Origin of the sequence: Micromonospora sp. ALFpr18c, assembly GCF_008868155.1 — a bacterium.
GTDB lineage: Bacteria > Actinomycetota > Actinomycetes > Mycobacteriales > Micromonosporaceae > Micromonospora.
This window is the reverse complement of sequence record NZ_WBKR01000106.1, coordinates 1-21916: the sequence shown is the minus strand read 5'-3', so window position 1 is coordinate 21916 and position 21916 is coordinate 1. Positions and strand designations below refer to the sequence as shown.

Sequence of the window (21916 nt, the reverse complement as noted above, 5' to 3'; positions counted from 1 at the left end):
ACCGCCGGGCTGGCCGCAGCCACCGGCTGAGACCTCCCCACAGGCCGCTACCGCGGCCCCAGACATGCCCCCACAGGCCCCAGACGACCCGACACAGGCAACCGGACACGGGCATCCAACCACCCGACCCGAAACGCCACTAGCGTCACCGACCCGACCCCGCGACAGCTTGCTCGTTACCGACCCGCGCTCCTAGGCTGACGACCATGCAGGAGCAGCCCGAGCCGGCCTTCGCGCCGGGTCTGACCGCCCAGGTCGAGTTGACCGTCAGTGACGCCGACACCGCCCAGGCGGTCGGTTCCGGGGACGTACCGGTGCTGGGCACTCCCCGGGTGCTCGCGCTGGCCGAGGCGGCCACGGTCGCGGCGACGGCGGTCGGCATGCCACCCGGGTCGACCACGGTGGGGACGCGCGTCGAGCTGGAGCACCTGGCGCCGACGGTGGTCGGCCGGACGGTCCGGGCGCAGGCGCTGCTGGCGACCGTCGACGGTCGCCGGCTGTCGTTCGAGGTCACCGTCAGTGACGGCGATCAGACGGTGGCCCGGGGGCGGGTGGACCGGATCCTGGTGGACCGGCACCGCTTCGTCGAGCGCGCCGGGCGGTCCTCGTGACCGCCGGGTTCGTCGAGGTCGCCGACCGGGTGTACGTGCGGCCCGAGCCTCTGCTGCGGGTCAACGTGACGCTGGTCGTCGGCGCGGATGAGGCGCTGCTGGTAGACACGCTGTCCTCGGCGGCCCAGGCCACCGCGCTGGCCGACGCCGTCCGGGCGGTCACCGACCGTCCGCTGACCATCGTCAACACCCACCACCACTACGACCACTGCTTCGGCAACGCCGTCCTGGCCGGCGACCCGCCCCGCCCGGTGTACGCGCACCACCTGGCCGCCGCGGCCCTGCGCGAGCAGCCGGAGCGGCTGCGCCGGCAGGCGTACGAGGAGCTGCGTCAGGAGCACCCGGCGCTGGCCGCCGAGTTGGCCGACACGCCACTGCTCGCGCCGACGCACATCGTGCAGACCGAGACGGAGCTGGATCTGGGTGGCCGGCGGGTGCTGCTGCGTCACCCGGGGCGGGGGCACACCGACGCCGACCTGGTGGTGCACGTGCCCGACGCGGACGTGCTGGTCGCCGGGGACCTGGTGGAGCAGAGCGGCCCGCCCGCCTTCGAGGACTCGTACCCCCTGCAGTGGCCGGACGCGGTCACGGACCTGCTGCGGCTGACCACCGCGCGCACGCTGGTCGTGCCGGGCCACGGCGACCCGGTGGACGTCGAGTTCGTCCGCGCCCAGCACGCCGAGCTGGCGCGGCTGGCCTGGCTGATCCGGGCCGCCAACACCGGCGGCGCGCCCCCCGAGCGGGTGGCCGCCGAGGCCCCCTTCGGCGCCCGCGCCGCCCTGGTGGCGGCGAACCGCGGCTACCAAGAGCTCAACGGAACCCCGTAGTCCCCCGTCCCCCGTCCAGTCGGCGGGGGACCGGGACCGTCAGGCCGCGAAGCGGCGTTCGACGTCGGCGCGGGTGGGCATGGCGGTGGCGCCGCCCGGGGATTCGCAGACCAGGCCGGCCACCCGCAGCGCGAACGCCACCCTCTCGATCCAGCCGTGCGGGGCGGCCGGTTCGCCGTCGACGAGCAGGTCGGCGATCAACGCGGCCATCACCGAGTCACCCGCTCCGGTGGCGTCGACGGCGTCGACCTTGGGGGCCGGCACGAGGACCGGGTCGGCATCGGCGGCGGCCAGCACCGCGCCGGCCGCGCCGAGTGTCACCACGACCGTGGTGGCCCCCAGCTCACGCAGGTACGCGGCCACCCCCTCGACCGGCTCACCCGGATAGAGCAGTTGCGCGTCGGCGCCGCTCAACGTGACCACGTGCGCTCCGGCGGCGAACTCGGCCACCACCTCGCGCAGCCCGGCCAGCGCGGCCGGGCCGTCCAGCAGCCGGGGCCGTACGTTCGGGTCGAAGACCCGCAGACCGGTGGCGAGTGACCAGGCTCGGCGGGCGGCGGCCAGGGTGGCGGGTTGCAGCAGCACGACCGACCCGCAGTAGAGCACGTCGGCGCCCTCCACCAGTGCCAGGTGCAGGTCGTCGGGACCGAGCAGACCGTAGGAGGGCGGTTCGCCGTAGAAGCGGAAGTCGGGTTCCGGGCCGGCGAGGGTGACCACGGCGAGCGAGGTCGACGCCGGTGCCGTCACCGCGCCGGCCAACCCGACGTCGGCGGCGGTCAGGAAGGCGCGGATCCGGCCGGCCAGCACGTCGTCGCCCAGCGATCCGACGAACTGTGCCGCGCCGCCGAGTCGGGCCACCCCGACGGCGACGTTGAGCGGGCCACCGCCGATGGCCTGCCGGTAGACCCGCTCGCCGTCGCACTCGCTGTCGAGCAGGTCGACGAGCGCCTCGCCGAGCACCACCGCGTATCCCATTCGGAGGTCCTTTCGTCATCCCCAACGGCCACCGCATGATCAGGCTGGCACCGCGGACGCGCCGCTGCGCGCGCGCCGGGTCAACCCGGCTGGTGGATCGGGCCGGCGAGCGCGGCCAGCGGCCGACCGGACCCGCCCCAGCGGGCCGCGACGATCTGCGCGGCCACGCTCACCGCGGTCTCCTCCGGGGTACGCCCACCGAGGTCCAGCCCGATCGGGGAGGCGAGCCGGGCGAGTTGCGCCTCGTCGAGCCCGGACTCGCGCAGCAACTTGTGCCGCTCGTCGTGGGTGCGCCGCGAGCCCATCGCCCCGACGTACGCGAGCCGGTGGCGCAGCGCCAGCCCCAGCAGCGGCACGTCGAACTTCGGGTCGTGGGTGAGCACGCAGACCACCGTCCGTCCGTCGACGCGGCCGGCGTCCAGCTCCGTGCGCAGGTAGCGGTGCGGCCACTGCGCCACGACCTCGTCCGCCTCCGGGAAGCGCCGTGCGGTGGCGAAGACCGGCCGGGCGTCACACACGGTGACCCGGTAGCCGAGGAACGCGCCGATCCGGGCCACCGCGGCGGCGAAGTCGATCGCCCCGAAGACGATCATCCGGGGTGGTGTGGCGTACGCGGTCACGAAGAGGCTGAGGCCGGTGCCCCGACGTTGGCCGTGGTAGCCGTACCGGAGCATGCCGCTGTGTCCGGCGGCGAGCAGCCCGAGAGCGTCGGCGGTGGCGGCGTCGTCGAGCCGGTCGTCGCCGAGGGAGCCGATGACCTGCTCGCCGGTCAGCACCAGCCGCCGACCGAGCCGCCGGGCCGGATCGACGGGGACCGCGCTCGACGGGTCGCCCGCGTCGGCCGCCACGCAGGTGACCACCGCCGCCGGCCGGCCGGCACGGCGCGCGGCGTCGAGGGCGTCCACCTCCGCGAGGCGGCCGGGGTCGACCCGTTCCACGAACACGTCGAGCACCCCGCCGCAGGTCAGACCCACGGCGTACGCGTCGTCGTCGCTGACTCCGTAGCGGGTCAGCTCCGCTACGCCGGTGTCGAGGACGTGGCGGGCGCGTTCGTACAGGTCCGCTTCCACGCAGCCGCCGGAGACGCTGCCGGTGACCGTACCGTCGGCGGTGACCAGCATGGCGGCGCCGGGCGGCTGCGGCGCGGAGCGCCAGGTGGCCACGACGGTGGCCAGGGCGACCGGCTCGCCGGCGCGGCAGCGACGCAGCAGTTCGTCGAACACGTCCGGCACGCGTCGCCACCTTTCCGGCATATTTCTCCCTCTGAGCAGGATATGTCGCTCAACGCGGCAGCACGGCCCGTCCCCTATATCGAGGGTTGGCTATTGCATCGAGTCCGGCGGCGTGGTGGGATGGCGCATACCGGGCGGTGCGAGGGCTGCCGCGCCGCCGGTTGCCGGGTTGTTCGACGCGAGGGCGCCGGTCCGTGACAGGACCGTTGACGGCGCGCGTCCACCGGCCGTTTCCGGCCAGGGCACGTCGCCGTGATCGCCACATCCCACCCGATTGCGGCGGGGCGGCCCGGGCGGCGCGCCTCGCGAGTCAGGAGACCCCGTGAACCGTTCCCGTACGGCCGCGCTGCTCACCGCGGCCGTTACCCTCGCCCTGGGTGCCGTCGCCCTGGCGTCCAGCCCACAGCCGGCCGCCGCGCACGGCGCCGCGATGACCCCCGGCAGCCGCACCTACCTGTGTTGGCAGGACGGCCTGAGCCAGACCGGCGAGATCCGCCCCAACAACCCCGCATGCTCCGCCGCCGTGGGTCAGAGCGGGGCGAACTCCCTCTACAACTGGTTCAGCGTGCTGCGCTCCGACGCCGGCGGCCGGACCACCGGCTTCATCCCGGACGGGCAGCTGTGCAGTGGTGGCAACCCGGGCTACCGGGGCTACGACCTTCCCCGCACCGACTGGCCACTGACGCACCTGACCGCCGGGGCGCGGCTGGACTTCCGGTACAGCAACTGGGCGCACCACCCGGGCACCTTCTACTTCTACGTGACGAAGAACAGCTGGAGCCCGACCCGCGCGTTGGCCTGGAGTGACCTGGAGGAGCAGCCGTTCCTGACGGTGACCAACCCGCCGCAGCGCGGCGGCGTCGGCACCAACGAGGGGCACTACTACTTCAGTGGCAACCTGCCGTCGGGCAAGAGCGGCCAGCACATCATCTACTCACGCTGGGTGCGCTCGGATTCGCAGGAGAACTTCTTCGGCTGCTCCGACGTGACCTTCGACGGCGGCAACGGTCAGGTGACCGGTGTGGGTCCGGGTGGCACGCCGCCCAACGGCGACTGCATGGCGGTCTACAAGGTGGTCAGCGCCTGGCAGGGCGGCTTCCAGGGCGAAGTCATGATCATGAACCACGGCAGTACGCCGTTCTCCGGCTGGACCGCGAGCTGGACCTGGCCCAGCGGACAGTCGATCAGTCAGATCTGGGGCGCCACACAGACGTCGTCCGGCTCAACGGTGACCGCGACGAACGTCTCGTACAACGGCACGGTCGCACCGGAGGGCACCACCACGTTCGGCTTCCTGGCCAGCACCACAGGAACGAACGCGCTCCCAACGGTCACCTGCGCCCGCCGGTAACCGCACACCCCTCTAGATGATCAAGAGGTTTGCGTCGCCGGAACGGCTCCGGATGACGCAAACCTCTTGATCAACAGGGGTGTCAGTGTCAGCGGACCATGGAGCCGACCACCGGCTTCGTGAGCAGGGCGGACTGGTTGCGCTGGATGCCCGGGTCGAGGGTCTTCGCCACGAAGATGGCGTGCCAGATGCAGAAGATCAGCACCGTCCACACCTTGCGGGAGTGGTCGGCCTCCTCCCGCTTGTGCTCGTCGAGCAGCCGCAGCGCGTACGACAGGTCGAGCAGGTCACCGGCCCCCGACGTGCTCAGCACGTGCCGGGCCCACTCGTACATCTCGCCGCGCAGCCAGACCCGGGTGGGCGTCGGGAAGCCCAGCTTCTTGCGGTTCACGATGGCCGGCGGGACGACACCCTGCAGCGCCTGCCGCATCGCGTACTTCGTGGCGTCGGAGCGCGGCGGCAGCTTCAGGTCCACCGGGATCTTCGCCGCCACGTCGAACACCTCGCGGTCGAGGAACGGCACCCGCACCTCCAGCGAGTGCGACATCGAGATCCGGTCCGCCTTGACCAGGATGTCGCCGCGCAACCACGTGTAGAGGTCGACGTACTGCATCTTGGTGACGTCGTCCAGCTCGGTGCACTCGGCGTAGATCGGGGCCGTCACGTCGGTGTAGCGCACCGAGGGGTCGTAGCGACGCAGCAGGTGCTGCTTCTCCTCCTCGGTGAACATCCGCGCGTTGCCGTAGTAACGCTCCTCGATCGGGGTGGTGCCGCGCTCCAGGAAGCTCTTGCCCTTGACCCCCTGCGGGATCGCCTTGGAGACCGCGCGCAGGCCCTTCTGCACGCCACCCGGCAGGCCGTTGACGGTGCCGAGCGACAGCGGCTCCCGGTAGATCGTGTAGCCGCCGAAGAACTCGTCCGCGCCCTCACCGGAGAGCACCACCGTGACGTGCTCGGCGGCCTTCTTCGCCACGAAGTACAGCGGCACCAGCGCCGGGTCGGCCACCGGGTCGTCCAGATGCCAGACGATCTTCGGCAGCGCGTCGATCATGTCCTGCGGACCGATCTTGGTGGGGATGGTGGTGACGTCCAGGTGCCGGGCCGAATCCTGCGCGACGTCGATCTCCGAATACCCCGGTACGTCGTAGCCGACGGTGAAGGTGAGGATGTTCGGGTTGAACTCCCGGGCCAGCGCGACCACCGCCGTGGAGTCGATGCCGCTGGACAGGAACGAGCCCACCGGCACGTCGGAGCGCATGTGCATGCGCACGCTCTCCCGCAGCGTCTCCCGGATCTCGTGGTACAGCTTCTGCTCGTCGTCGACCGGCGCCGGCCGGAACACCGGCCGATACCACCGGCGTACGTCGATCCGCCCGCCCGGCGTCCAGGTCAGGTACTCCCCCGAGCCGATCCGGCTGATGCCCTTGTGCAGGGTGCCGGGCTCCGGCACGTACTGCAGGGTCAGGTAGTGGCTCAGGCTCGCCGCGTCGATACCCGCGTCACCCTGGTAGTTGCTGTGCGCGAACGGCAGCAGCGCCTTCTTCTCCGACGCCAGGTAGAGCCCGTCGGCGGTCTCCAGATAGTGCAGCGGCTTGATGCCGAAGTAGTCGCGGGCACCGAACGCGCGCCGCTCCTGCCGGTCCCAGATGACGAACGCGAACATGCCGCGCAGCCGGGTGAGCACCTGCTCGCCCCAGTAGTGGTAACCGGCGACGATCACCTCACCGTCACCGGCGGTGGCGAACTGGGCGCCGAAGTCCCTGATCAACTCCTCGCGCAGCTCGATGTAGTTGTAAATCTCACCGTTGAAGGTCAGCAGGTAACGGCCGTTCGCGTAGGGCAGCGGCTCGTGGCTCGACGCGACGTCGATGATGGCGAGCCGCTTGTGGGCGAACACTCCGTCCGCGTACCGGCCGGAGGCGTCGCCGACCACCTCGACCCCTGTCTCGTCAGGGCCGCGGTGGTGCAGGCATTCCAATGCTCCGGCGATGTGGTCGCGGTGCGCGGCGGCGTTGCCGTTCGCGCTGAAGAAGGCCAGGAGTCCGCACATGGTGGTCATCTTCCCACGCGTGCCACAGGCCCGTCGCAGCCGTCCGTCGATCCGGAGCGCTCCCGGGCGGCGCCACCGCGAACCGGGCGCGCGGTACCGTCGGGACCAGCAACGAAGCGGAGGGAGCGGCGCAATGACCGAGGGACGCACCGACGGTACGCCAACGGACGGTACGGAATCGCACGATCCGGACTTCCCGGGGGCATTCCTGTCCTTCATGCGGCAGGGCTGGCGGGACACCGCCCTCCCGGTGACCCCCCGCGCCGAGGCGCCCAACTACGCCAAGCGGCGGGCCGCCCTCTCGGCGGCCTTCCCGGGCGAGACGCTGGTGATCCCCACCGGCACCGAGAAGGTCCGGGCCAACGACACCACCTACCCGTTCCGGCCGGGCAGCGACTTCGCCTACCTGACCGGCGACCACGACCCCGACAGCGTGCTGGTGCTGCGCCCGAACGGCTCGGGGCACGACGCCACGCTGTACATGCGGCCCCGATCCTCCCACGAGACCGACGAGTTCTTCCGCAGCCGCCACGGTGAGCTGTGGGTGGGCCGGCGGCACACGCTCAGCGAGAAGTCGACCGAGCTGGGGCTGCCCACCGCCGACCTGACCGACCTGGAGGCGACGCTCGCCGACCTGGCCCCGGGCCGTACCCGGGTGCTGCGCGGCTTCGACAGCCGGGTCGACGCGGCCGTCCGGGTGTACGACGGGGTCCGCGTCGAGGGGCAGCCGGCCCGGGACCGGGAGCTGGCGATCGCCATCTCGGAGCTGAAGCTGGTCAAGGACGAGTGGGAGATCACCCAACTCCAGGACGCGATCGACGCCACCGTACGCGGCTTCGAGGACGTCGCCCGGATCCTGCCGGCGGACCGGGCGGTCTCCGAGCGGCTGCTGGAGGGTGTCTTCGCGCTGCGGGCCCGCCACGACGGCAACGACGTCGGGTACGGCTCGATCGTCGGCGCCGGCGAGCACGCCACGATCCTGCACTGGATGCACAACCACGGCGCCACCCGCCCGGGTGACCTGCTGCTCATGGACATGGGCGTCGAAGGCCGCAACCTCTACACCGCCGACGTGACCCGGGTGCTGCCGGTCAGCGGCCGGTTCACCGCGCTGCAACGCCAGGTCTACGACATCGTGTACGCCTCGCAGCAGGCCGGCATTGAGGCCATCCGGCCCGGGGTGACGTTCAAGGACGTCCACCGGACCTGCATGCGGGTCCTCGCCGAGGGTCTGTCCGAGCTGGGTCTGCTGCCCGTGAGCGTGGACGAGGCGATGGACGAGAAGTCGACCGTCTACCGGCGGTGGACGCTGCACGGCTTCGGCCACATGCTCGGCATCGACGTGCACGACTGCTCGAACGCCCGCAAGGAGATGTACCGCGACGGCACGCTGGGCGAGGGCTACGTGCTCACCGTCGAGCCGGGTCTGTACTTCCAGCCGGAGGACGAGCTGGTCCCCGCCGAACTGCGCGGCATCGGCATCCGCATCGAGGACGACGTGCTGGTCACCTCGACCGGTGCGGCGAACCTGTCGGCCGGCCTGCCGCGCACCTCCGACGAGGTGGAGACCTGGCTGGCCGAGCAGCGCGAGGCAGGCCCCCGCCTGCCCGGCTGACCTCAACGCCAGCACCGCTGGCACCCCCCGCACCGCCGGGCCGCGACGTCTCACCGTCGCGGCCCGCGCCGTCTTTACCCGACCCCGGCCCGGCCCCACCCCGGCCGCGACGGCCGGGCGCCGCTGCGGCTTCCGTCGGTGTTTGCGCTGCTCACGCCCTTACCGCCATCCCCGACCTGTTCACCGACTCCTGCCCCAACCTGAGTTGAATGCGGGGTTTTCTCAGATAAGTCCGCATCGCGAAGATGGTTCTCATACGGTGGGGATCGGAGGCTGCAACCTATTTGTAGCTGGTCGTGGCGCCTCGCGCGGTGCGACCCCGTCTGGTAGCAGGAAAGGGCGGAAGGCTCTGATGTCCTACGACGTAACGACTACCGACGGCGGAGCCTCGACAGCTCCGCCGACACGACGACGACGAGCGCTCTGGGTCGCCGGTGTGGCCGGGCTGACCGGTGTGGTCGGCCTCGCGGCCCTCGGCGGCCTGGCCGCCCGCGACGACAAGCCCAGCTCCGACCGGGTGTCCGACGCCCAACCGTCGACCAACCGGCAGAACGTCAGCGACGCCGGCGGGAACGAGGGCGGCAAGGAGAGCGACGGCAAGGGCGACGAGTGGAGCGGCGACGACTGGAGCGGCTTCGACGACCGGGGCGGCAAGGACGACAAGCGCGACGAGAAGGACCGCACCAAGCAGGTCCCCTGCGACAGCGACAAGTTGATCCAGGCGATCACGTACGCCAACAACTCCAACGGCGGAGTGCTGGAGCTGGCCAAGGGTTGCACGTACATCCTGACCCGCAGCCAGGACGGCAACGGCCTCCCGGTGATCACTCAGCCGATCACCCTCAAGGGGGAGCACACGACCATCGGTCGTGAGGCCACCGCCGACTACTTCCGCATCCTCAATGTCGGCCCGGGCGGGGACCTGGTCGTCAAGGGTCTGAGCATCAAGGGCGGCCAGACCATCGAGCAGGCGATGACCGCGGACCCGGCGGCGGTCTGGGCACCGTATGTGACGTCGGTCCGGACCACGACGGCCACGCCGGGGGTCACGCCCCCAACGCCGGCCACGGCCGCCAAGCCCGCAGCGGCGACCGCCGCCAAGCCTGCGACGGCCACGGCCGCCAAGCCCGCCGCCAAGGCCACGGCAGCCACGGCGACCGCCGCGAGGCCAGTCACGACTGCCAAGCCCGCAACGGCGACCGCCGCCAAGCCCGCCGCCAAGACCACGGCCGCCAAGACCACGGCGAAGGCGGTAGCCAAGCCGGCGGCAGCCACACCGGCGAAGCCGGCGACGGCCGGGCCGGCGGCGGTCCCGCTGGTCGAGGAGCCGGGGTCCAACGACGGTGCCGGGGTGCTGGTGCAGCCCGGTGGTCGGGCGGAGATCCTGGACAGCGAGTTGCTCTACAACCAGTCCGGCGGTAACGGCGGCGGGCTGGCGAACTTCGGCAGCACCCGGCTCAGCAAGACGACGGTCGCGCACAACACCGCGTTCCTCTTCGGCGGCGGCATCTTCAACGCCGGCGTACTCCAGGTCGACGAGTCGAAGATCAAGGACAACACCGCGATCATCGGCGGTGGTGGCATCTCCAACGGCGCGGCGGAGATCTTGACCGAGGACGTCGAGGGCGGCGCGGTCTGGGTCTACAAGAGCGAGATCACCGACAACGAGACGCTTGGCTTCGGCGGCGGCGTCCTGGACGTCCAGGGCACCACGACGTTGCACCAGACGACGGTCAGTGGCAACACCGCGGTGCTCGACGGTGGTGGCGTCGCGGTGGCCGACAGCCAGCTCACCCTCAAGGACGCCACGGTGGTCAAGAACAGCGCCGCTCGCGACGGTGGCGGCGTGTTCGTGACGTCCGACAGCGTTGCGACGATCGAGAACAGCAGGATCAAGGACAACACCGCTGGCTCCTCCGGCGGCGGCCTCTTCAACGATGACAGCCGTACGACGCTGCGCGACAGCGAGGTGGTGGGCAACCGGGCCGTCGGTCCGTTCGCCCGCGGCGGCGGCATCGTCAACACCGAGGGGAGCGAGGTCACGCTGCACCGGACGAAGGTGGCGTACAACTTCTCCACCCTCGAACCGGGCGGCATCTTCAACAGCCTCGGCGGCACCGTGACGCTGGACGACGAGTCCTCGGTCACCGCCAACCGCCCGACCAACTGCTTCAACGTTTCGGACTGCTTCGCCTGATCGGGGTGGGGCTGAACCACATAAAGAGGGTGCGCCCCTCCGGGCCGGTGACGGCGCGGAGGGGCGTACCCATTTGGGCAGCTCAGCGGCGTGCGGCCCGGCTTGGGCGGGGGTGTGCCCGCGCGGGGCCTCCGGGCCGTCCAGGGGCGGACACGAACCTAATGTGGGGTTCTTTCGGATAAGCCCGCGAGGCGAGGAACATTCTCATACGTTGGTTTTGGGAGCTACAACCGATTTGTAGCAGGGGACGCCCGCCTGAGGGCGGCGACCCTGTCTGGTACGAGGAGAGGGCAGAGAGCTCCGATGTCCAACTACCTAACGAACAACGAAGCCTCCGGGCGGGCGACGGCCAAGCGCCGCCGCAAGCTCTGGCTCGCCAGCGGCGTGGCCGGTTTGACGGGCGTGGTCAGTCTCGCGGCGGTGGGCGTCGCGGGCAGCGCCGGAGCGGTCGGCCTGAACTGGAACACCGCCCAGGTGAGCATGGATGGCGACCAGGGCGGTGACGAGGGCCGCAACTGGGACAAGGACAAAGACAAGGACAAGGACCGGGACAAGGACCACGAGCGCGGGAAGGAGGTGCCCTGCGACACCGACAAGCTGATCCAGGCGATCGTGTTCGCCAACAACAAGCACGGCGGTGTGCTGGAGCTGGCCAAGGGTTGCACCTACAACCTGACCCGCAACGACTTCGAGGGCAACGGCCTGCCGGTGATCACCGAGAACATCACCCTCAAGGGTGAGCACACGACGATCTCCCGGGAAGCCACCGCGGACTACTTCCGCATCCTCAACGTCGGCAGCGGTGGGCACCTCACCGTGAAGGGCCTGACCATCAAGGGTGGCCAGACCATCGAGCTGTTCGACGCCGTCGAGCCGGCTGCCGTCTGGTCGGCCTACTCGGACTCCGAGGCGATCGCCGCGCAGGTGAAGGCCGGCGTCCCGCTGGCCCAGGCGCTCAGCACCCGCCAGGCCAACCCGAAGGCGGGCCTGAAGGCCGCGCCGAAGGTCACGCCGAAGGCCACGCCGGGCGTCGTCACGCCGCTCGTCGAGCAGCCGGACGACAACGACGGTGCCGGCATCCTGGTCCAGCCGGGCGGCACCGCCGAGATCGTGGAGTCCGAGGTCGTCCTCAACCAGTCCGGCGGAAACGGCGGTGGTGTGGCCAACTTCGGCACCACGAAGATCTGGCACAGCACCGTCACCCGTAACACCGCCTTCTTCTTCGGTGGTGGCGTCTTCAACGCCGGCGTGCTCAAGGTCGACGAGTCGAAGATCACCGACAACACCGCCGTCATCGGTGGTGGCGGCATCTCCAACGGCGCCGCGGAGATCTTCACCGACGACGTCGACGGCGGGACCGTCGAGTTGAAGAAGGCCGAGATCAGCGACAACGAGACGCTGGGCTTCGGCGGCGGCCTGCTCGACATCGAGGGCAACACCACGGCGTACGAGACCAAGTTCGTCTCGAACACCGCGGTCCTCGCCGGCGGTGGCCTGGCCGCGGCGGACAGCCAGCTCAACCTGCACAACGTCACGGTCGAGAAGAACAGCACCGCCGGTGTCGGTGGTGGTGTGGCCATCGCCTTCGACAGCGCGGTCACGTTCGAGAAGAGCAGCATCAAGGACAACACCGCCGGCTTCTTCGGCGGCGGGCTCTTCAACGCCGGCAGCGTCACCACGCTGCGCGACAGCGAGGTCGTCGGCAACCGGGCCATCGGCCCGATCGGGGTCGGCGGCGGCATCTTCAACATCTTCGGCCAGGTCAACCTGTCGAAGACGAAGGTCGCCCACAACTTCTCCACCTTCGCTCCGGGCGGTGTCTTCACGTTCTTCGGCGAGGTGAACCTGGACGACAAGTCCGCGGTCACCGCGAACCGTCCGACGAACTGCCTGGCCATCCCGGGCGGGACCATCGAGAACTGCTTCGGCTGATCCCGCAGGAGTGACGGCGGTACGACGCTGACACAACAAACCGGCCCCCTTCCGCGTCTCGCGGAAGGGGGCCGGTCGTGTCGTCACTTCTGGACGAACACCGCCACGCTGCGCGCCGGCACCGTGAACGTGCCGGCCGCCCGGTCGAACGAGGCGGTCCGCAGCACCGGGTCGGCCGAGTTCGCCAGCACCGGGTGCAGTGCCACGTCCGCACCGCGCAGACCGGTCAGCGTCTGCGTCGCCGCCGCCGGGGTGCCGTTGAAGACGACGGTCAGCGACTTCCACGACCCACCCAGCCCGCGGGCGTCCAGGGTCATGGTCAGCACACCCGGCGTCTCCTGCGCCCCGGACAGCGGGAACGCCACCCGTTGCTGCACCTGCTGCGCGGTGGCCAACCCGAACACCGGTGACGACGCCCGGACGCGCAGCAGCTCGGCGTACCGGGCGTCGGTGGTGGTGATCGCCGCGCAGTCCGGCACCAGCGCCGGGTCGGCCAGCAACGGTCGCGCGTACGGCCACTTGTCCTCGTTGTCCTGCGCGGGCGGCAGACCGGCGCCGAACCCGTTGCCCTGCTGGCAGTTCCAGCGGATCTGGTTGAACCAGTCACCGGAGTTGAACGAGTTGCGGTCCAGCGACTTCGACCGCAGCCGTTCGGTGCCGGCGGTGACGAACCCGGTGCCCTGCCCCAGCACCACCGTGCCCAACGCCAGCACCTGCATCCGTGCACGGTCGGTCGCCGAGGTGCCCTGCGGCAGCTTGTACGCCAACGCGTCGTACAGGATCTCGTTGTCGTGCGCGTCGACGTAGGTGACGGCCTCCCCCGGTGCGGCGGTGTACCCGGCCGGCGAGCCGTTGTAGTCGACCTGCGCGCCGGTGACCTGCCGTCCGGCGGTGTCGGTGAACCGGTATCCGCGCAGGTTGCCGGTGAGCCCCACCTTGATCAGGTCGTGGGCGTGCAGCAGGCGGGCCTTCTGCTCGGCCGGTGACCCGTTGACCGCGTCGCCGTTCGGGTCGGTGTACAGCCCGGACGCGAAGCCCTGCACCCGCGGGTTGGCGTCGAACGGCCCGCCGCCGCGTACCGCGTCGCGCAGCCGGTCGTTGAAGGTCCCGATGCCGGTGCCGGCCATGTTGGCCTGGGTGGCCTGCACGAACCGGGCGTCGTTGGCGACCTCGCCGAAGTTCCAGCCCTCGCCGTACAACATGATCGCCTTGCCGTCCACGCCGTCCCGGGCGACGGTCAGCTTGTCCAGTGCCGTGCGCACGGCCAGGATGCTCGCCTTCGGGTGGTGACCCATCAGGTCGAACCGGAAACCGTCCACCTTGTACTGCCGCGCCCAGGTGACCAGCGAGTCGACCACCAGCTTGCCCATCATGGCGTGCTCGGGTGCGGTGTTGGCGCAGCAGGTGGAGTTGGCCACCGTGCCGTCGTCGAGCAGCCGCTGGTAGTAGCCGGGCACGATCTGGTCCAGCACCGACGTGTCGTCGGTGCCGGCGGCCGACGTGTGGTTGTAGACCACGTCCATGACGACCCGCAGGCCGGCGCCGTTCACTCCGGCGACCATCCGCCGGAACTCGGTGGTCCGCGCCGCACCGGCCGGGTCGACGGCGTAGCCGCCCTCGGGCACGGTGTAGTGCAGCGGGTCGTACCCCCAGTTGTAGCCGTCGGTCTCGGCGACCGCCGCGACGCACGCCTGCTGCTCGGCGGAGTCCGGCGGGAGCGCCGCCAGGTCGCAGGCCGGCTGGCGCTGGTCGGCCCGCTTCTCGGGGATGGTGGCGAAGTCGAACGCCGGCAGCAGGTGCAGGTGGGTGACACCGGCGTCGCCGAGCGCCCGCAGGTGGGTCATGCCGGCGCTCTTCGGGTCGCTGAACGCGAGGAACGTTCCCCGCCGCTCGGCCGGCACGCTGTCGTCGGCGATGGAGAAGTCGCGCACCGACAGCTCGGAGACCTGCGCCTTCGCCGCCGGCACCGCGGCCGGCTTGCGCAGCGTCCGCCACCCGGCCGGAGCGAGCGCCGGGTCGTTCAGATCGACCAGCTGGCTGTGCGTGGAGTCCGCGGCGAGAGCCACCGAGTACGGGTCGGTCACCGAGGCGGTCACCATTTTCTGCGCCGCCGGCTGCCACGCCTGCACCTGGTAGCGGTAGTACTTCCCGATCCAGGTGTGGTTGCCGCGCACCGACCAGACGCCGGTGCGGTCGTCGCGGCGCATCGGCACCGTACTCGGCGCGGCGGCGGGCGAGTCGAACACCTGCAGCGCCACCGTCCGGGCGGTCGGCGCCCACAGCGCGAGGCTCGGCGTACGACCGGCGAACGTCGGCCCGAGCGTCGCGTCGGTGGCCCGCGAGTAGACGTCGTCGAGCACGCCGGGGATCTGCACGCCGGTCGCGGCGAGCAGGGCGCCCTCGGCGTCGCGTTCGGTGACGAGCACCTGCCCACGCAGGGCCGCCGGGACCTTCGCCAGGTCGCCGCGGTCCAGCGTGAAGCTGCGGTACGACCACAGATGCGGGAACGCGGTGCGCTGGGCCTCGGTGAGCCCGTTGCGCTGCGCCCGCAACGGCAGACTGGTGTACGTCCCGGTCAGCTCCCCGTCGACGACGCTGACGCCGCCGGTCGGGGCGGCGACCAGCGCGTACACCTTGCCGTCGGTCGGGCCGGTCTGCCACGCGACGGTGGACCGGTCGATCCAGTGTGCCTTCTGCTTGCTGATGTCGGTGTCACCGCCGGCGCTGGTCGCGGTCGACGGCAGCAGGCGGCCCGGGGTGGCGGCGAGCAGCCACACCTCCCGGCCCACGCTGGCGACGTCGAGCCGCTGGTCGTCGGGCAGGTCCTTGGTGTCGCCCTGGTGGATGATGTAGTTCAGCCCGGTGGCCCCGGCCGCCAACGGCACCCGGAACACCGCGCCGAACGCGTCGACGGACGTCGGCCGCAGCGGCGCGGACCACTCGGTCGGGTTGGCCGCGCCGTCCCACAGGTGCAGACCCCAGCCGTCGTAGGTGCCGTCGGCCCGCCGGTAGTGGATGACCGCGGTGCCCTCCTCGACCGGCGGGGCCGGCTCACCGGCGGCCGCCTGCCTGCTCGGGTAGATCGCCGGGTCGCCCTGCTTGAGCCAGATCTCGCCGGTCTGGGTGACGTCGATGCTGCGGTCGGAGGCGACGTCCTTCGTGCCAGCCTTGTCGACCACCAGGAAGCCCACCGACTTCGCGCCCGGCTTGAGCTTCACCCACGCGAACCGGCCGTACGAGTCCTCCCCGGTGAACGGCTGCCCCTTCGGCCACTCGGTGACGTACGCCGGGTCGATGTCACCCCAGGCGTACAACCCCCAGTCGTCGTACCCGCCGGCGGGGCGCTGGTAGTGCACCACCGCCCACTCGCGGGATCCGCCCTGCTCGGGCGTGCCCACGACGGCGGTGGACCGGGCCGTCGCGGTGCGGCCCCGGCCGTCGCGGACCACCGCCTTGTACTCGATCCGGGTGCCGCCGGCCAGGCCGGTGAGGTCGTGCTGCACGGTGTACGGCGCGTGGTCGGCGCTGCCCAGCAGCGTCCACCTCCCGCCGGCGACCCGGGCGGCGACGGTGACGGTCGCGAGGGGGTCGCCGGTGACCTGGGCGGTGACGGCCGCCCGGGTGGCGACCGGCGCGTCCGGAGCCGGAGTGGTGAGGGTGACGCTCGGCCTGCCGGCCGCCTGCGCGATGGGGGTGCCGGCCCGGTACACCGCCGCCGACAGCGGCGCGACGGTGAGGGTCAGCGTGCCGTCGCCGCCGGCTGACACAGTGCCCGAGCCGCCGTAGATGCCGGAGAAGGTGGCGCCGGCCGACCAGGTGTCCACGGTGACAGTCTGCGCGGTGTCGGCGTTGTTCACCGCCACCACGTACTCGGTGCGGTCGGCGGGAGCGATTCGGGAGGCGGCGAAGACACCCGGGCCGTCGGCGGCGTACCGGGTCACCTGCACGCCGTCGCGCAGCGCCGGGTGCGCCTGGCGCAGCCGACCCAGCTCGGCGATGGTCCGGTACAGCGGGTGGGCCGTGTCGAACTGGTCGCTGGCGTGGGTGCGCTCGGTGCCGAGCAGGTCGTCGTCGAGGTAGTCGGGGACCGACGATGCGAACATGTCCTGCCGGGCGTCCTTGTCCCCGCCGGGGCCGGTGAAGCCCTGCTCGTCGCCGGAGTAGACCACCGGCTGGCCACGGGTGAGGAACATCAGCTGGTGGGCGAGCTGGTCGCGGCGCAGATGGCTGCCCGGGTCGGTGCCGCCACCGGCGATGAACGAACCGATCCGCCCCATGTCGTGGTTGCCGAGGAAGGTGGTCAGCCGGCCGGCGTCGGTGTCCCGCGCGGCGTACAGGTCGTCGCGGGCGTACACCTCGGCGAGTGCCTTCGCCGAACCGGCGCCGGCGGTGAAGCCCCGCGCGGCCTCCTGGAAGGCGAAGTCGAGGGTGGCCGGCAGGCCACCCTGCCGGACGTAGCTGGAGCTGATCTCCGGGTCGGCGCTGTACACCTCGCCGAACATGAGGAAGTCCTTCTTGCCGGCCTTCTCGGCGGCCCGCTCGATGCCCGCGCTGAACTGCGGCCAGAAGTCCATGTTGACGTGCTTGACGGTGTCCAGCCGGAACCCGTCGACCCCGGTCGCGCCGATCCAGTCCCCGTACGCCTTGGTCAGCCCCCGCACCACCTCGGGACGCTCGGTCCACAGGTCGTCGAGACCGAAGAAGTCGCCGTACTCGCTGTTCTCGCTGGCGAAGGTGGAGTCGCCCCGGTTGTGGTACATGGTGGCGTCGTTGAGCCAGGCCGGCACCTTCACGGTCGCGTCCTGCGGCTCGGCGAACGTCGGCGTGTACGGGAAGGACGTCTGGTCGACCGGCGGGAACGCGCGGCTGCCGTCGGCGTAGTTGCGGTCCTCGAAGGCCCGCCCCCGCGCGTCGGTGTACGGCGAGGTCGCCTTGTCGACGTACGCGTAGGAGTCCTCGGCGTACGTGATGACGTCGGCCGTGTGGTTGACGATCACGTCGAGGTAGATCTTGATGCCGCGCTGGTGGGCGAGCGTGACCAGCCGCTTCATCTCCTCGTTCGTGCCGAAGTGCGGGTCCACCTGCGTGAAGTCGGTGATCCAGTAGCCGTGGTAGCCGGCCGAGATGTCGGTGCCGGCACCCTGCACCGGCCGGTTCTTGAAGATCGGGGCCAGCCAGATGGCGGTGGTGCCCAGGCCCTGGATGTAGTCGAGCTTGTCGATGACGCCCTTGAGGTCGCCGCCGTGGTAGAAGCCCTTGTCGGTCGGGTCGAGCCCGGTGCGCAGGCGGTCGCCGGCAAGGCCACCGGAGTCGTTGCGGCGGTCGCCGTTGGCGAACCGGTCCGGCAGGACGAAGTAGAACTGCTCGGCGCGTGCGGACGTGTCGCCCGCCTTCAACAGCGCGTCGGCGGCCGGTTCGACACCCCACTGGGCGGCACCGGCGGCGGCGAGGGGGTCGACGCCGGACGGACGGGAGTCGTCGGTGGCGCCGAGCTGGCGCACGGCGACCGGGGCGCCGACGAGGGTGACGGTGAGCAGGGAGACGAGAGCCAGCAGGGCGGTGCGCGGTATCGGCGGGGGTTTCATCGACGCCTTCCTCTGGTGGATTGGCCGCACGCTAACCCTTGCCGAAACATTCTGCAATACCTTGCAAACATGGTCGCAACAAAACAGCATCCTTGCAGAGGCACCGCGACCGTCCAGGTCAGAACCCGCTACAGCGCACCCCGTCGACCGTGCATCCCCGCGGCGTCGTGGACGCCCGCTCCAGGTGGAACCGCAACGGCGCCGACCCGCCGGGCGGGACGTCAACCCCACTGGCGTACGTGAAACCCCCGTCGAACTGCCGCAGCGTCCCCTGTGGCGCGCCCTCCACCCAGGCCGTCACCAACCGCCCACCGGAGAACTCCAACCGCACCGTCCACCCCCGAGGCCCACCGGACGCGTTGACGACCAGCACCTCACCGATGAACCCACCGTCGAAGCTCTGCACCACCCGGTACCGACCAGTGACCGCCGGCGGCCCCGCCGGAACCCGGGTGGGCGTGCGCGTCGCCGTCACCGTCGGGCCGGCCATCGGTGTCGGCGACACGGCCGGACCGCTCGACGGCAGACCACTCGCACGCGGGGACAACCCCGGCACCAACGGTGCAGCCGACGAACCCGCCGACGTCGGCGTCGGATCACCCGACGGGTCCGGCGGCACCTGCGGCACCTGCGGCAACGGCAACGCCGGCGGAGGCGACCCCGCGTCCGGTGCCGGGCTGCGCCCCCGGTACGCGCCCAGGGCGACGATGAGCAGCACCACCATCACGACGACACCGGCCAGCACCACAACCCACGGCGACGACGCGATGGCGACCGGGCCATGAGACGGTCGCGGGGCACGACGCATGCCGGACATGTACCTCCCTCAGCGGGCCGTCCGGGCAGCGTAGCGACCGACGGCCAGGCCCGGAAGCGCCTCGCGCGCCCGGGCAGTCAGCCGAGGCGGCAGTCGACCCCGTTCACCGTGCACCGCAACGGCGTGGCCCCGGACTCACCCCAGCCGAGCCGCAACCGGACGGTCCGGGTGTCGCCCGGGCTCAACGAACGGGTGCCCCGCACCACGAACTCGCCGTCACCCCGCCCCCACACCGAAACCCCCGAGTCGTCGCTCGCCCGCACAGCCCACATGTCGTCGTCGTACGCCAACTCGACCCGCCAGTCCACCGACTGGCTCGTCTCGTTCGTGATCGACAGCACCGCCGCGGTCCCGTCCCAGCCATCCGTGCCGACCTGGTACCGGGCCGTCACCGCCTCCGCCGACGACGGCGCCACCGCCGGGGCACTCGACCGCCCCGGTGACGGCGAGGCCGTGGTGACCCGAGGCGACGGCGACCGGCTGCTCCGCGACGGCCCAGGCGACGCCGTCCGCCGCTCCACCCCCGCCGGCGTCGGCCCACCCGTCGGCGACACGGCCGCCGGCACCGTCGGCAGGAACACCGGCGGCGCGGCCCGCGGCCCGCCATCTCTCTCCCTGGTACGGAACGACAGCAACGCGACCACCAACAGCACCACCAGCACGCACACGCCGAGCAGCACCACAACCCACGGCACCGACGCCAACATGCGAGCCGCCCGCACGTCTGCCGCACCGTCCGGCCGCACCGCCATCAGGTCTCCCCTCGTCCCCACCGACGCGCCAGCCTAGCCAGCACCGACGGATCGGGCCGATCGGCCCACCCGACACAGCCAACGGCCCGGCCGCCCGGACGACCCCGACCGATCAGACCGTCCGGACGACCGTGCAGATGACCGGCTCCGCATCGGCGGTACGCAGCAGATAGCGGTACCGCTCCCCCGGCACCGCACGCCCCTGACTGTCCAGAAACTCCCACTCCACCGCCACCATCGTCAGCAGTGCGGACATCGGCTGGACGTCATCGATCCGGGCGTGCGCCGCGACCAACTCCCGATCCTGGTAGTCCGGCGCGGCGCCCACGAAGGACAGCGCCACCGCCGCCGGCGTCGTGAACGAGAAGCTGTAGGTGTCCGCCACCACCAACCCGGGCAGCGCGTAACAGCCGGCGATGGCCGGCAGGTCACCGGAGATCAGCGCCACGCCGTACCGGTCGAAGAAGTCCGCCAGAGTGTCGAGATCGGTGGAGGCGTTCACGCGACAGCAATTGCCGGTCACCGGCCAGGTCAAACCTCACCGCGACGGAACCCGGACCTCGATCTCCGCACCGAGCCGGGCACCCGAGGCCAAGCCCAGGTCGTCCCCACTCCAGAACCGCCCCGGGTCGTACCAGTTCGGACGCCGCCCCGCCGGCAACAACCCCATCGCCTCATAGGTCACCGCCACCACCTCGGCGCAGTACGCCGTCTCCAACGCCCGCTCCCGCGCCTGACCTGCACTGCCCGCTCTGTTGGCCTGGGCTGCGCTGTCCGCTCTGTTGGCCTGGGCTGCGCTGTCCGCTCTGTTGGCCTGGGCTGCGCTGTCCGCTCTGTTGGCCTGGGCTGCGCTGCCTGCCTGGGCTGCGCTGCCTGCCTGGGCTGCGCTGTTCCCTTGGCCCACGCTGTCCGCCTGGGCTGCGCTGTCCGCCTGGGCTGCGCTGTCCGCCTGGGCTGCGCTGTTTCCCTGGCCTGCTCTCGCCGTCACGCCTGCTCGGTGCGCGAGCCGGCCGGGACGAGGCAGCGCCGGCACCCGCCCCCGCACCCACCGCCAGGCCAGTTGGGCCGTCGACGGGAACGGCGTTCCGTCCAGCCGCGCGACCGTCCGCAGCACGGCCCGCTCCATCTCGCCGTCCGCCGGCGGGTCGAGCTGCCGCAACCAGGCCCGCTGGCCGTACCGGTTCGCCCAGACACAGACCGCGTCCCGCAGGTCGTGCAGCTGCACGCCCCGCTGGTGGGTACCCGACCACAGATCCGGCAGCGACCTGCCCAACTCCGCATGCCACATCAGAGGCGGCATGTCGTCCAACACCACCGCCATCCCGACATGGTTCACCGGGCTGTTCGTGGTCAACTGGATCGCCCGGTCCGGCACGCTACGGCCCCGGAACACCCACACGTCACCGGTGCGGGTCAACTCGACGGCCTCATCCAGGCTGATGCTCATGAGGGTCTACCCTAGGCCGATGCGGCAACGGATGCGGTGGTGGAAGATCCTCGGGCTCGCCGGCCTCGCCGGTGTCGCGGCCTCCGGCGTGGTCATCGCGCGGGCAGAACGGCGCCGACGCGCGTACACCCCCGAGGAGATCCGGCAGCGACTGCTGGAACGCCACGCCCAGGCCAGCGACGCGGACTGATCCTCCCCCGTGGAGGGTCCAGCGCGTGAGGTCAGCGGCAGCCGTCCTACCTGATGCCGTCCTACCTCATGCCGTCCTACCTCATGCCGTCCTACTCATGCCGTCCTACCTGATGCCGTCCTACTCATGCCTGATGCCGGTCGCGCCGGGTTGTTGCGCGAAGGCCCTCGCATGATCGTGCTCGATCCTGGATGTAGTGGCCTCGTCGTCGCGGCGTAGGGCCTGCTTCCTGGATCGAGCACGATCTTGGTCGTCGAGCGGGTCGCGGCCGGACGTGGTCGGGGTGGCGTGTGGTGTCCGCCGAGTCGGTTCCCGCCCCGCCGTCCCGCGCCGCC

The 21916-nt window shown here is 71.3% G+C and carries 16 protein-coding genes; 8 read left to right on the top strand and 8 right to left on the bottom strand.

Going from position 1 to position 21916, the window contains the following annotated elements:
• Window positions 1-206 precede the first annotated feature (206 nt).
• Window positions 207-611: a thioesterase family protein gene (locus F8271_RS19020; protein ID WP_151491111.1), complete on the top strand. Its 405-nt coding sequence runs from the start codon at window positions 207-209 to the stop codon at window positions 609-611.
• Window positions 608-1438, top strand: a complete 831-nt coding sequence (locus F8271_RS19015) for an MBL fold metallo-hydrolase (protein ID WP_151491110.1) — start codon at window positions 608-610, stop codon at window positions 1436-1438. The genes F8271_RS19020 and F8271_RS19015 overlap by 4 nt, the downstream gene beginning before the upstream one ends.
• 39 nt (window positions 1439-1477) lie before the next feature.
• On the opposite strand, the gene F8271_RS19010 is transcribed toward F8271_RS19015, so the two are convergent.
• Both F8271_RS19010 and F8271_RS19005 read right to left on the bottom strand, forming a co-directional pair.
• Window positions 1478-2413 carry a PfkB family carbohydrate kinase gene (locus F8271_RS19010; protein WP_151491109.1) on the bottom strand — a complete coding sequence of 312 codons (936 nt, stop codon included), beginning with the start codon at window positions 2411-2413 and terminating at the stop codon, window positions 1478-1480.
• An 80-nt stretch (window positions 2414-2493) separates the two neighbouring features.
• Window positions 2494-3645 carry an XdhC family protein gene (locus tag F8271_RS19005; RefSeq protein ID WP_151491108.1) on the bottom strand — a complete coding sequence of 384 codons (1152 nt, stop codon included), beginning with the start codon at window positions 3643-3645 and terminating at the stop codon, window positions 2494-2496.
• Window positions 3646-3967: 322 nt separating this feature from the next.
• Here F8271_RS19005 and F8271_RS19000 point away from each other — a divergent pair, with 322 nt between their 5' ends.
• Complete coding sequence (locus tag F8271_RS19000; protein ID WP_151491107.1) at window positions 3968-4996, top strand: lytic polysaccharide monooxygenase; 1029 nt, start codon at window positions 3968-3970, stop codon at window positions 4994-4996.
• An 88-nt stretch (window positions 4997-5084) separates the two neighbouring features.
• On the opposite strand, the gene asnB is transcribed toward F8271_RS19000, so the two are convergent.
• The gene (asnB, locus tag F8271_RS18995) at window positions 5085-7046 is read right to left on the bottom strand and encodes an asparagine synthase (glutamine-hydrolyzing) (protein ID WP_151491106.1); all 1962 of its coding nucleotides are present in this window, start codon (window positions 7044-7046) and stop codon (window positions 5085-5087) included.
• 133 nt (window positions 7047-7179) lie between these two features.
• Between asnB and F8271_RS18990 the strand changes: the two genes are divergently transcribed.
• From F8271_RS18990 to F8271_RS18980, 3 genes are all read left to right on the top strand, one after another.
• A complete protein-coding gene (locus F8271_RS18990; protein ID WP_151491105.1) occupies window positions 7180-8661 on the top strand; it encodes an aminopeptidase P family protein in 1482 nt (493 codons plus the stop codon).
• 352 nt (window positions 8662-9013) lie between these two features.
• On the top strand, window positions 9014-10858 hold the full coding sequence (locus F8271_RS18985) for a right-handed parallel beta-helix repeat-containing protein (protein WP_151491104.1): 1845 nt from the start codon (window positions 9014-9016) through the stop codon (window positions 10856-10858).
• A 303-nt stretch (window positions 10859-11161) separates the two neighbouring features.
• Window positions 11162-12790: a hypothetical protein gene (locus F8271_RS18980; protein ID WP_151491103.1), complete on the top strand. Its 1629-nt coding sequence runs from the start codon at window positions 11162-11164 to the stop codon at window positions 12788-12790.
• A gap of 83 nt (window positions 12791-12873) precedes the next feature.
• Here F8271_RS18980 and pulA read toward each other — a convergent pair whose 3' ends face one another.
• The 3 genes from pulA to F8271_RS32475 form a co-directional block, all read right to left on the bottom strand.
• Window positions 12874-18375, bottom strand: a complete 5502-nt coding sequence (gene pulA / locus F8271_RS18975; RefSeq protein ID WP_151491102.1) for a pullulanase-type alpha-1,6-glucosidase — start codon at window positions 18373-18375, stop codon at window positions 12874-12876.
• 118 nt (window positions 18376-18493) lie between these two features.
• Window positions 18494-19192, bottom strand: coding sequence for a cellulose binding domain-containing protein (locus tag F8271_RS18970; RefSeq protein WP_225854619.1), 699 nt, complete (start codon window positions 19190-19192; stop codon window positions 18494-18496).
• A 77-nt stretch (window positions 19193-19269) separates the two neighbouring features.
• The gene (locus F8271_RS32475) at window positions 19270-19533 is read right to left on the bottom strand and encodes a hypothetical protein (RefSeq protein ID WP_255473708.1); all 264 of its coding nucleotides are present in this window, start codon (window positions 19531-19533) and stop codon (window positions 19270-19272) included.
• On the opposite strand from F8271_RS32475, the gene F8271_RS32470 reads away from it, so the two are divergent.
• Window positions 19520-19981, top strand: coding sequence for a hypothetical protein (locus F8271_RS32470; RefSeq protein ID WP_192580358.1), 462 nt, complete (start codon window positions 19520-19522; stop codon window positions 19979-19981). The genes F8271_RS32475 and F8271_RS32470 overlap by 14 nt on opposite strands.
• Before the next feature lie 75 nt (window positions 19982-20056).
• Here the strand turns inward: F8271_RS32470 and F8271_RS18960 are convergent, their stop codons facing one another.
• Both F8271_RS18960 and F8271_RS18955 read right to left on the bottom strand, forming a co-directional pair.
• Complete coding sequence (locus tag F8271_RS18960) at window positions 20057-20446, bottom strand: hypothetical protein (RefSeq protein ID WP_151491100.1); 390 nt, start codon at window positions 20444-20446, stop codon at window positions 20057-20059.
• 36 nt (window positions 20447-20482) lie between these two features.
• On the bottom strand, window positions 20483-21391 hold the full coding sequence (locus tag F8271_RS18955; protein ID WP_151491099.1) for a hypothetical protein: 909 nt from the start codon (window positions 21389-21391) through the stop codon (window positions 20483-20485).
• Window positions 21392-21410: 19 nt separating this feature from the next.
• Between F8271_RS18955 and F8271_RS32465 the strand changes: the two genes are divergently transcribed.
• On the top strand, window positions 21411-21581 hold the full coding sequence (locus tag F8271_RS32465) for a hypothetical protein (RefSeq protein WP_192580357.1): 171 nt from the start codon (window positions 21411-21413) through the stop codon (window positions 21579-21581).
• Window positions 21582-21916 lie beyond the last annotated feature (335 nt).

Excerpts from the sequence above, each read along its gene's own strand:
- F8271_RS19020 (WP_151491111.1), top strand. The coding sequence starts at position 207 with ATGCAGGAGCAGCCCGAGCCGGCCTTCGCGCCGGGTCTGACCGCCCAG.
- F8271_RS19010 (WP_151491109.1), bottom strand. The coding sequence starts at position 2,413 with ATGGGATACGCGGTGGTGCTCGGCGAGGCGCTCGTCGACCTGCTCGAC.
- asnB (WP_151491106.1), bottom strand. The coding sequence starts at position 7,046 with ATGTGCGGACTCCTGGCCTTCTTCAGCGCGAACGGCAACGCCGCCGCG.
- F8271_RS18990 (WP_151491105.1), top strand. The coding sequence starts at position 7,180 with ATGACCGAGGGACGCACCGACGGTACGCCAACGGACGGTACGGAATCG.
- F8271_RS18985 (WP_151491104.1), top strand. The coding sequence starts at position 9,014 with ATGTCCTACGACGTAACGACTACCGACGGCGGAGCCTCGACAGCTCCG.
- F8271_RS18980 (WP_151491103.1), top strand. The coding sequence starts at position 11,162 with ATGTCCAACTACCTAACGAACAACGAAGCCTCCGGGCGGGCGACGGCC.
- pulA (WP_151491102.1), bottom strand. The coding sequence starts at position 18,375 with ATGAAACCCCCGCCGATACCGCGCACCGCCCTGCTGGCTCTCGTCTCC.
- F8271_RS18970 (WP_225854619.1), bottom strand. The coding sequence starts at position 19,192 with ATGTCCGGCATGCGTCGTGCCCCGCGACCGTCTCATGGCCCGGTCGCC.
- F8271_RS18955 (WP_151491099.1), bottom strand. The coding sequence starts at position 21,391 with ATGAGCATCAGCCTGGATGAGGCCGTCGAGTTGACCCGCACCGGTGAC.
- F8271_RS32465 (WP_192580357.1), top strand. The coding sequence starts at position 21,411 with ATGCGGCAACGGATGCGGTGGTGGAAGATCCTCGGGCTCGCCGGCCTC.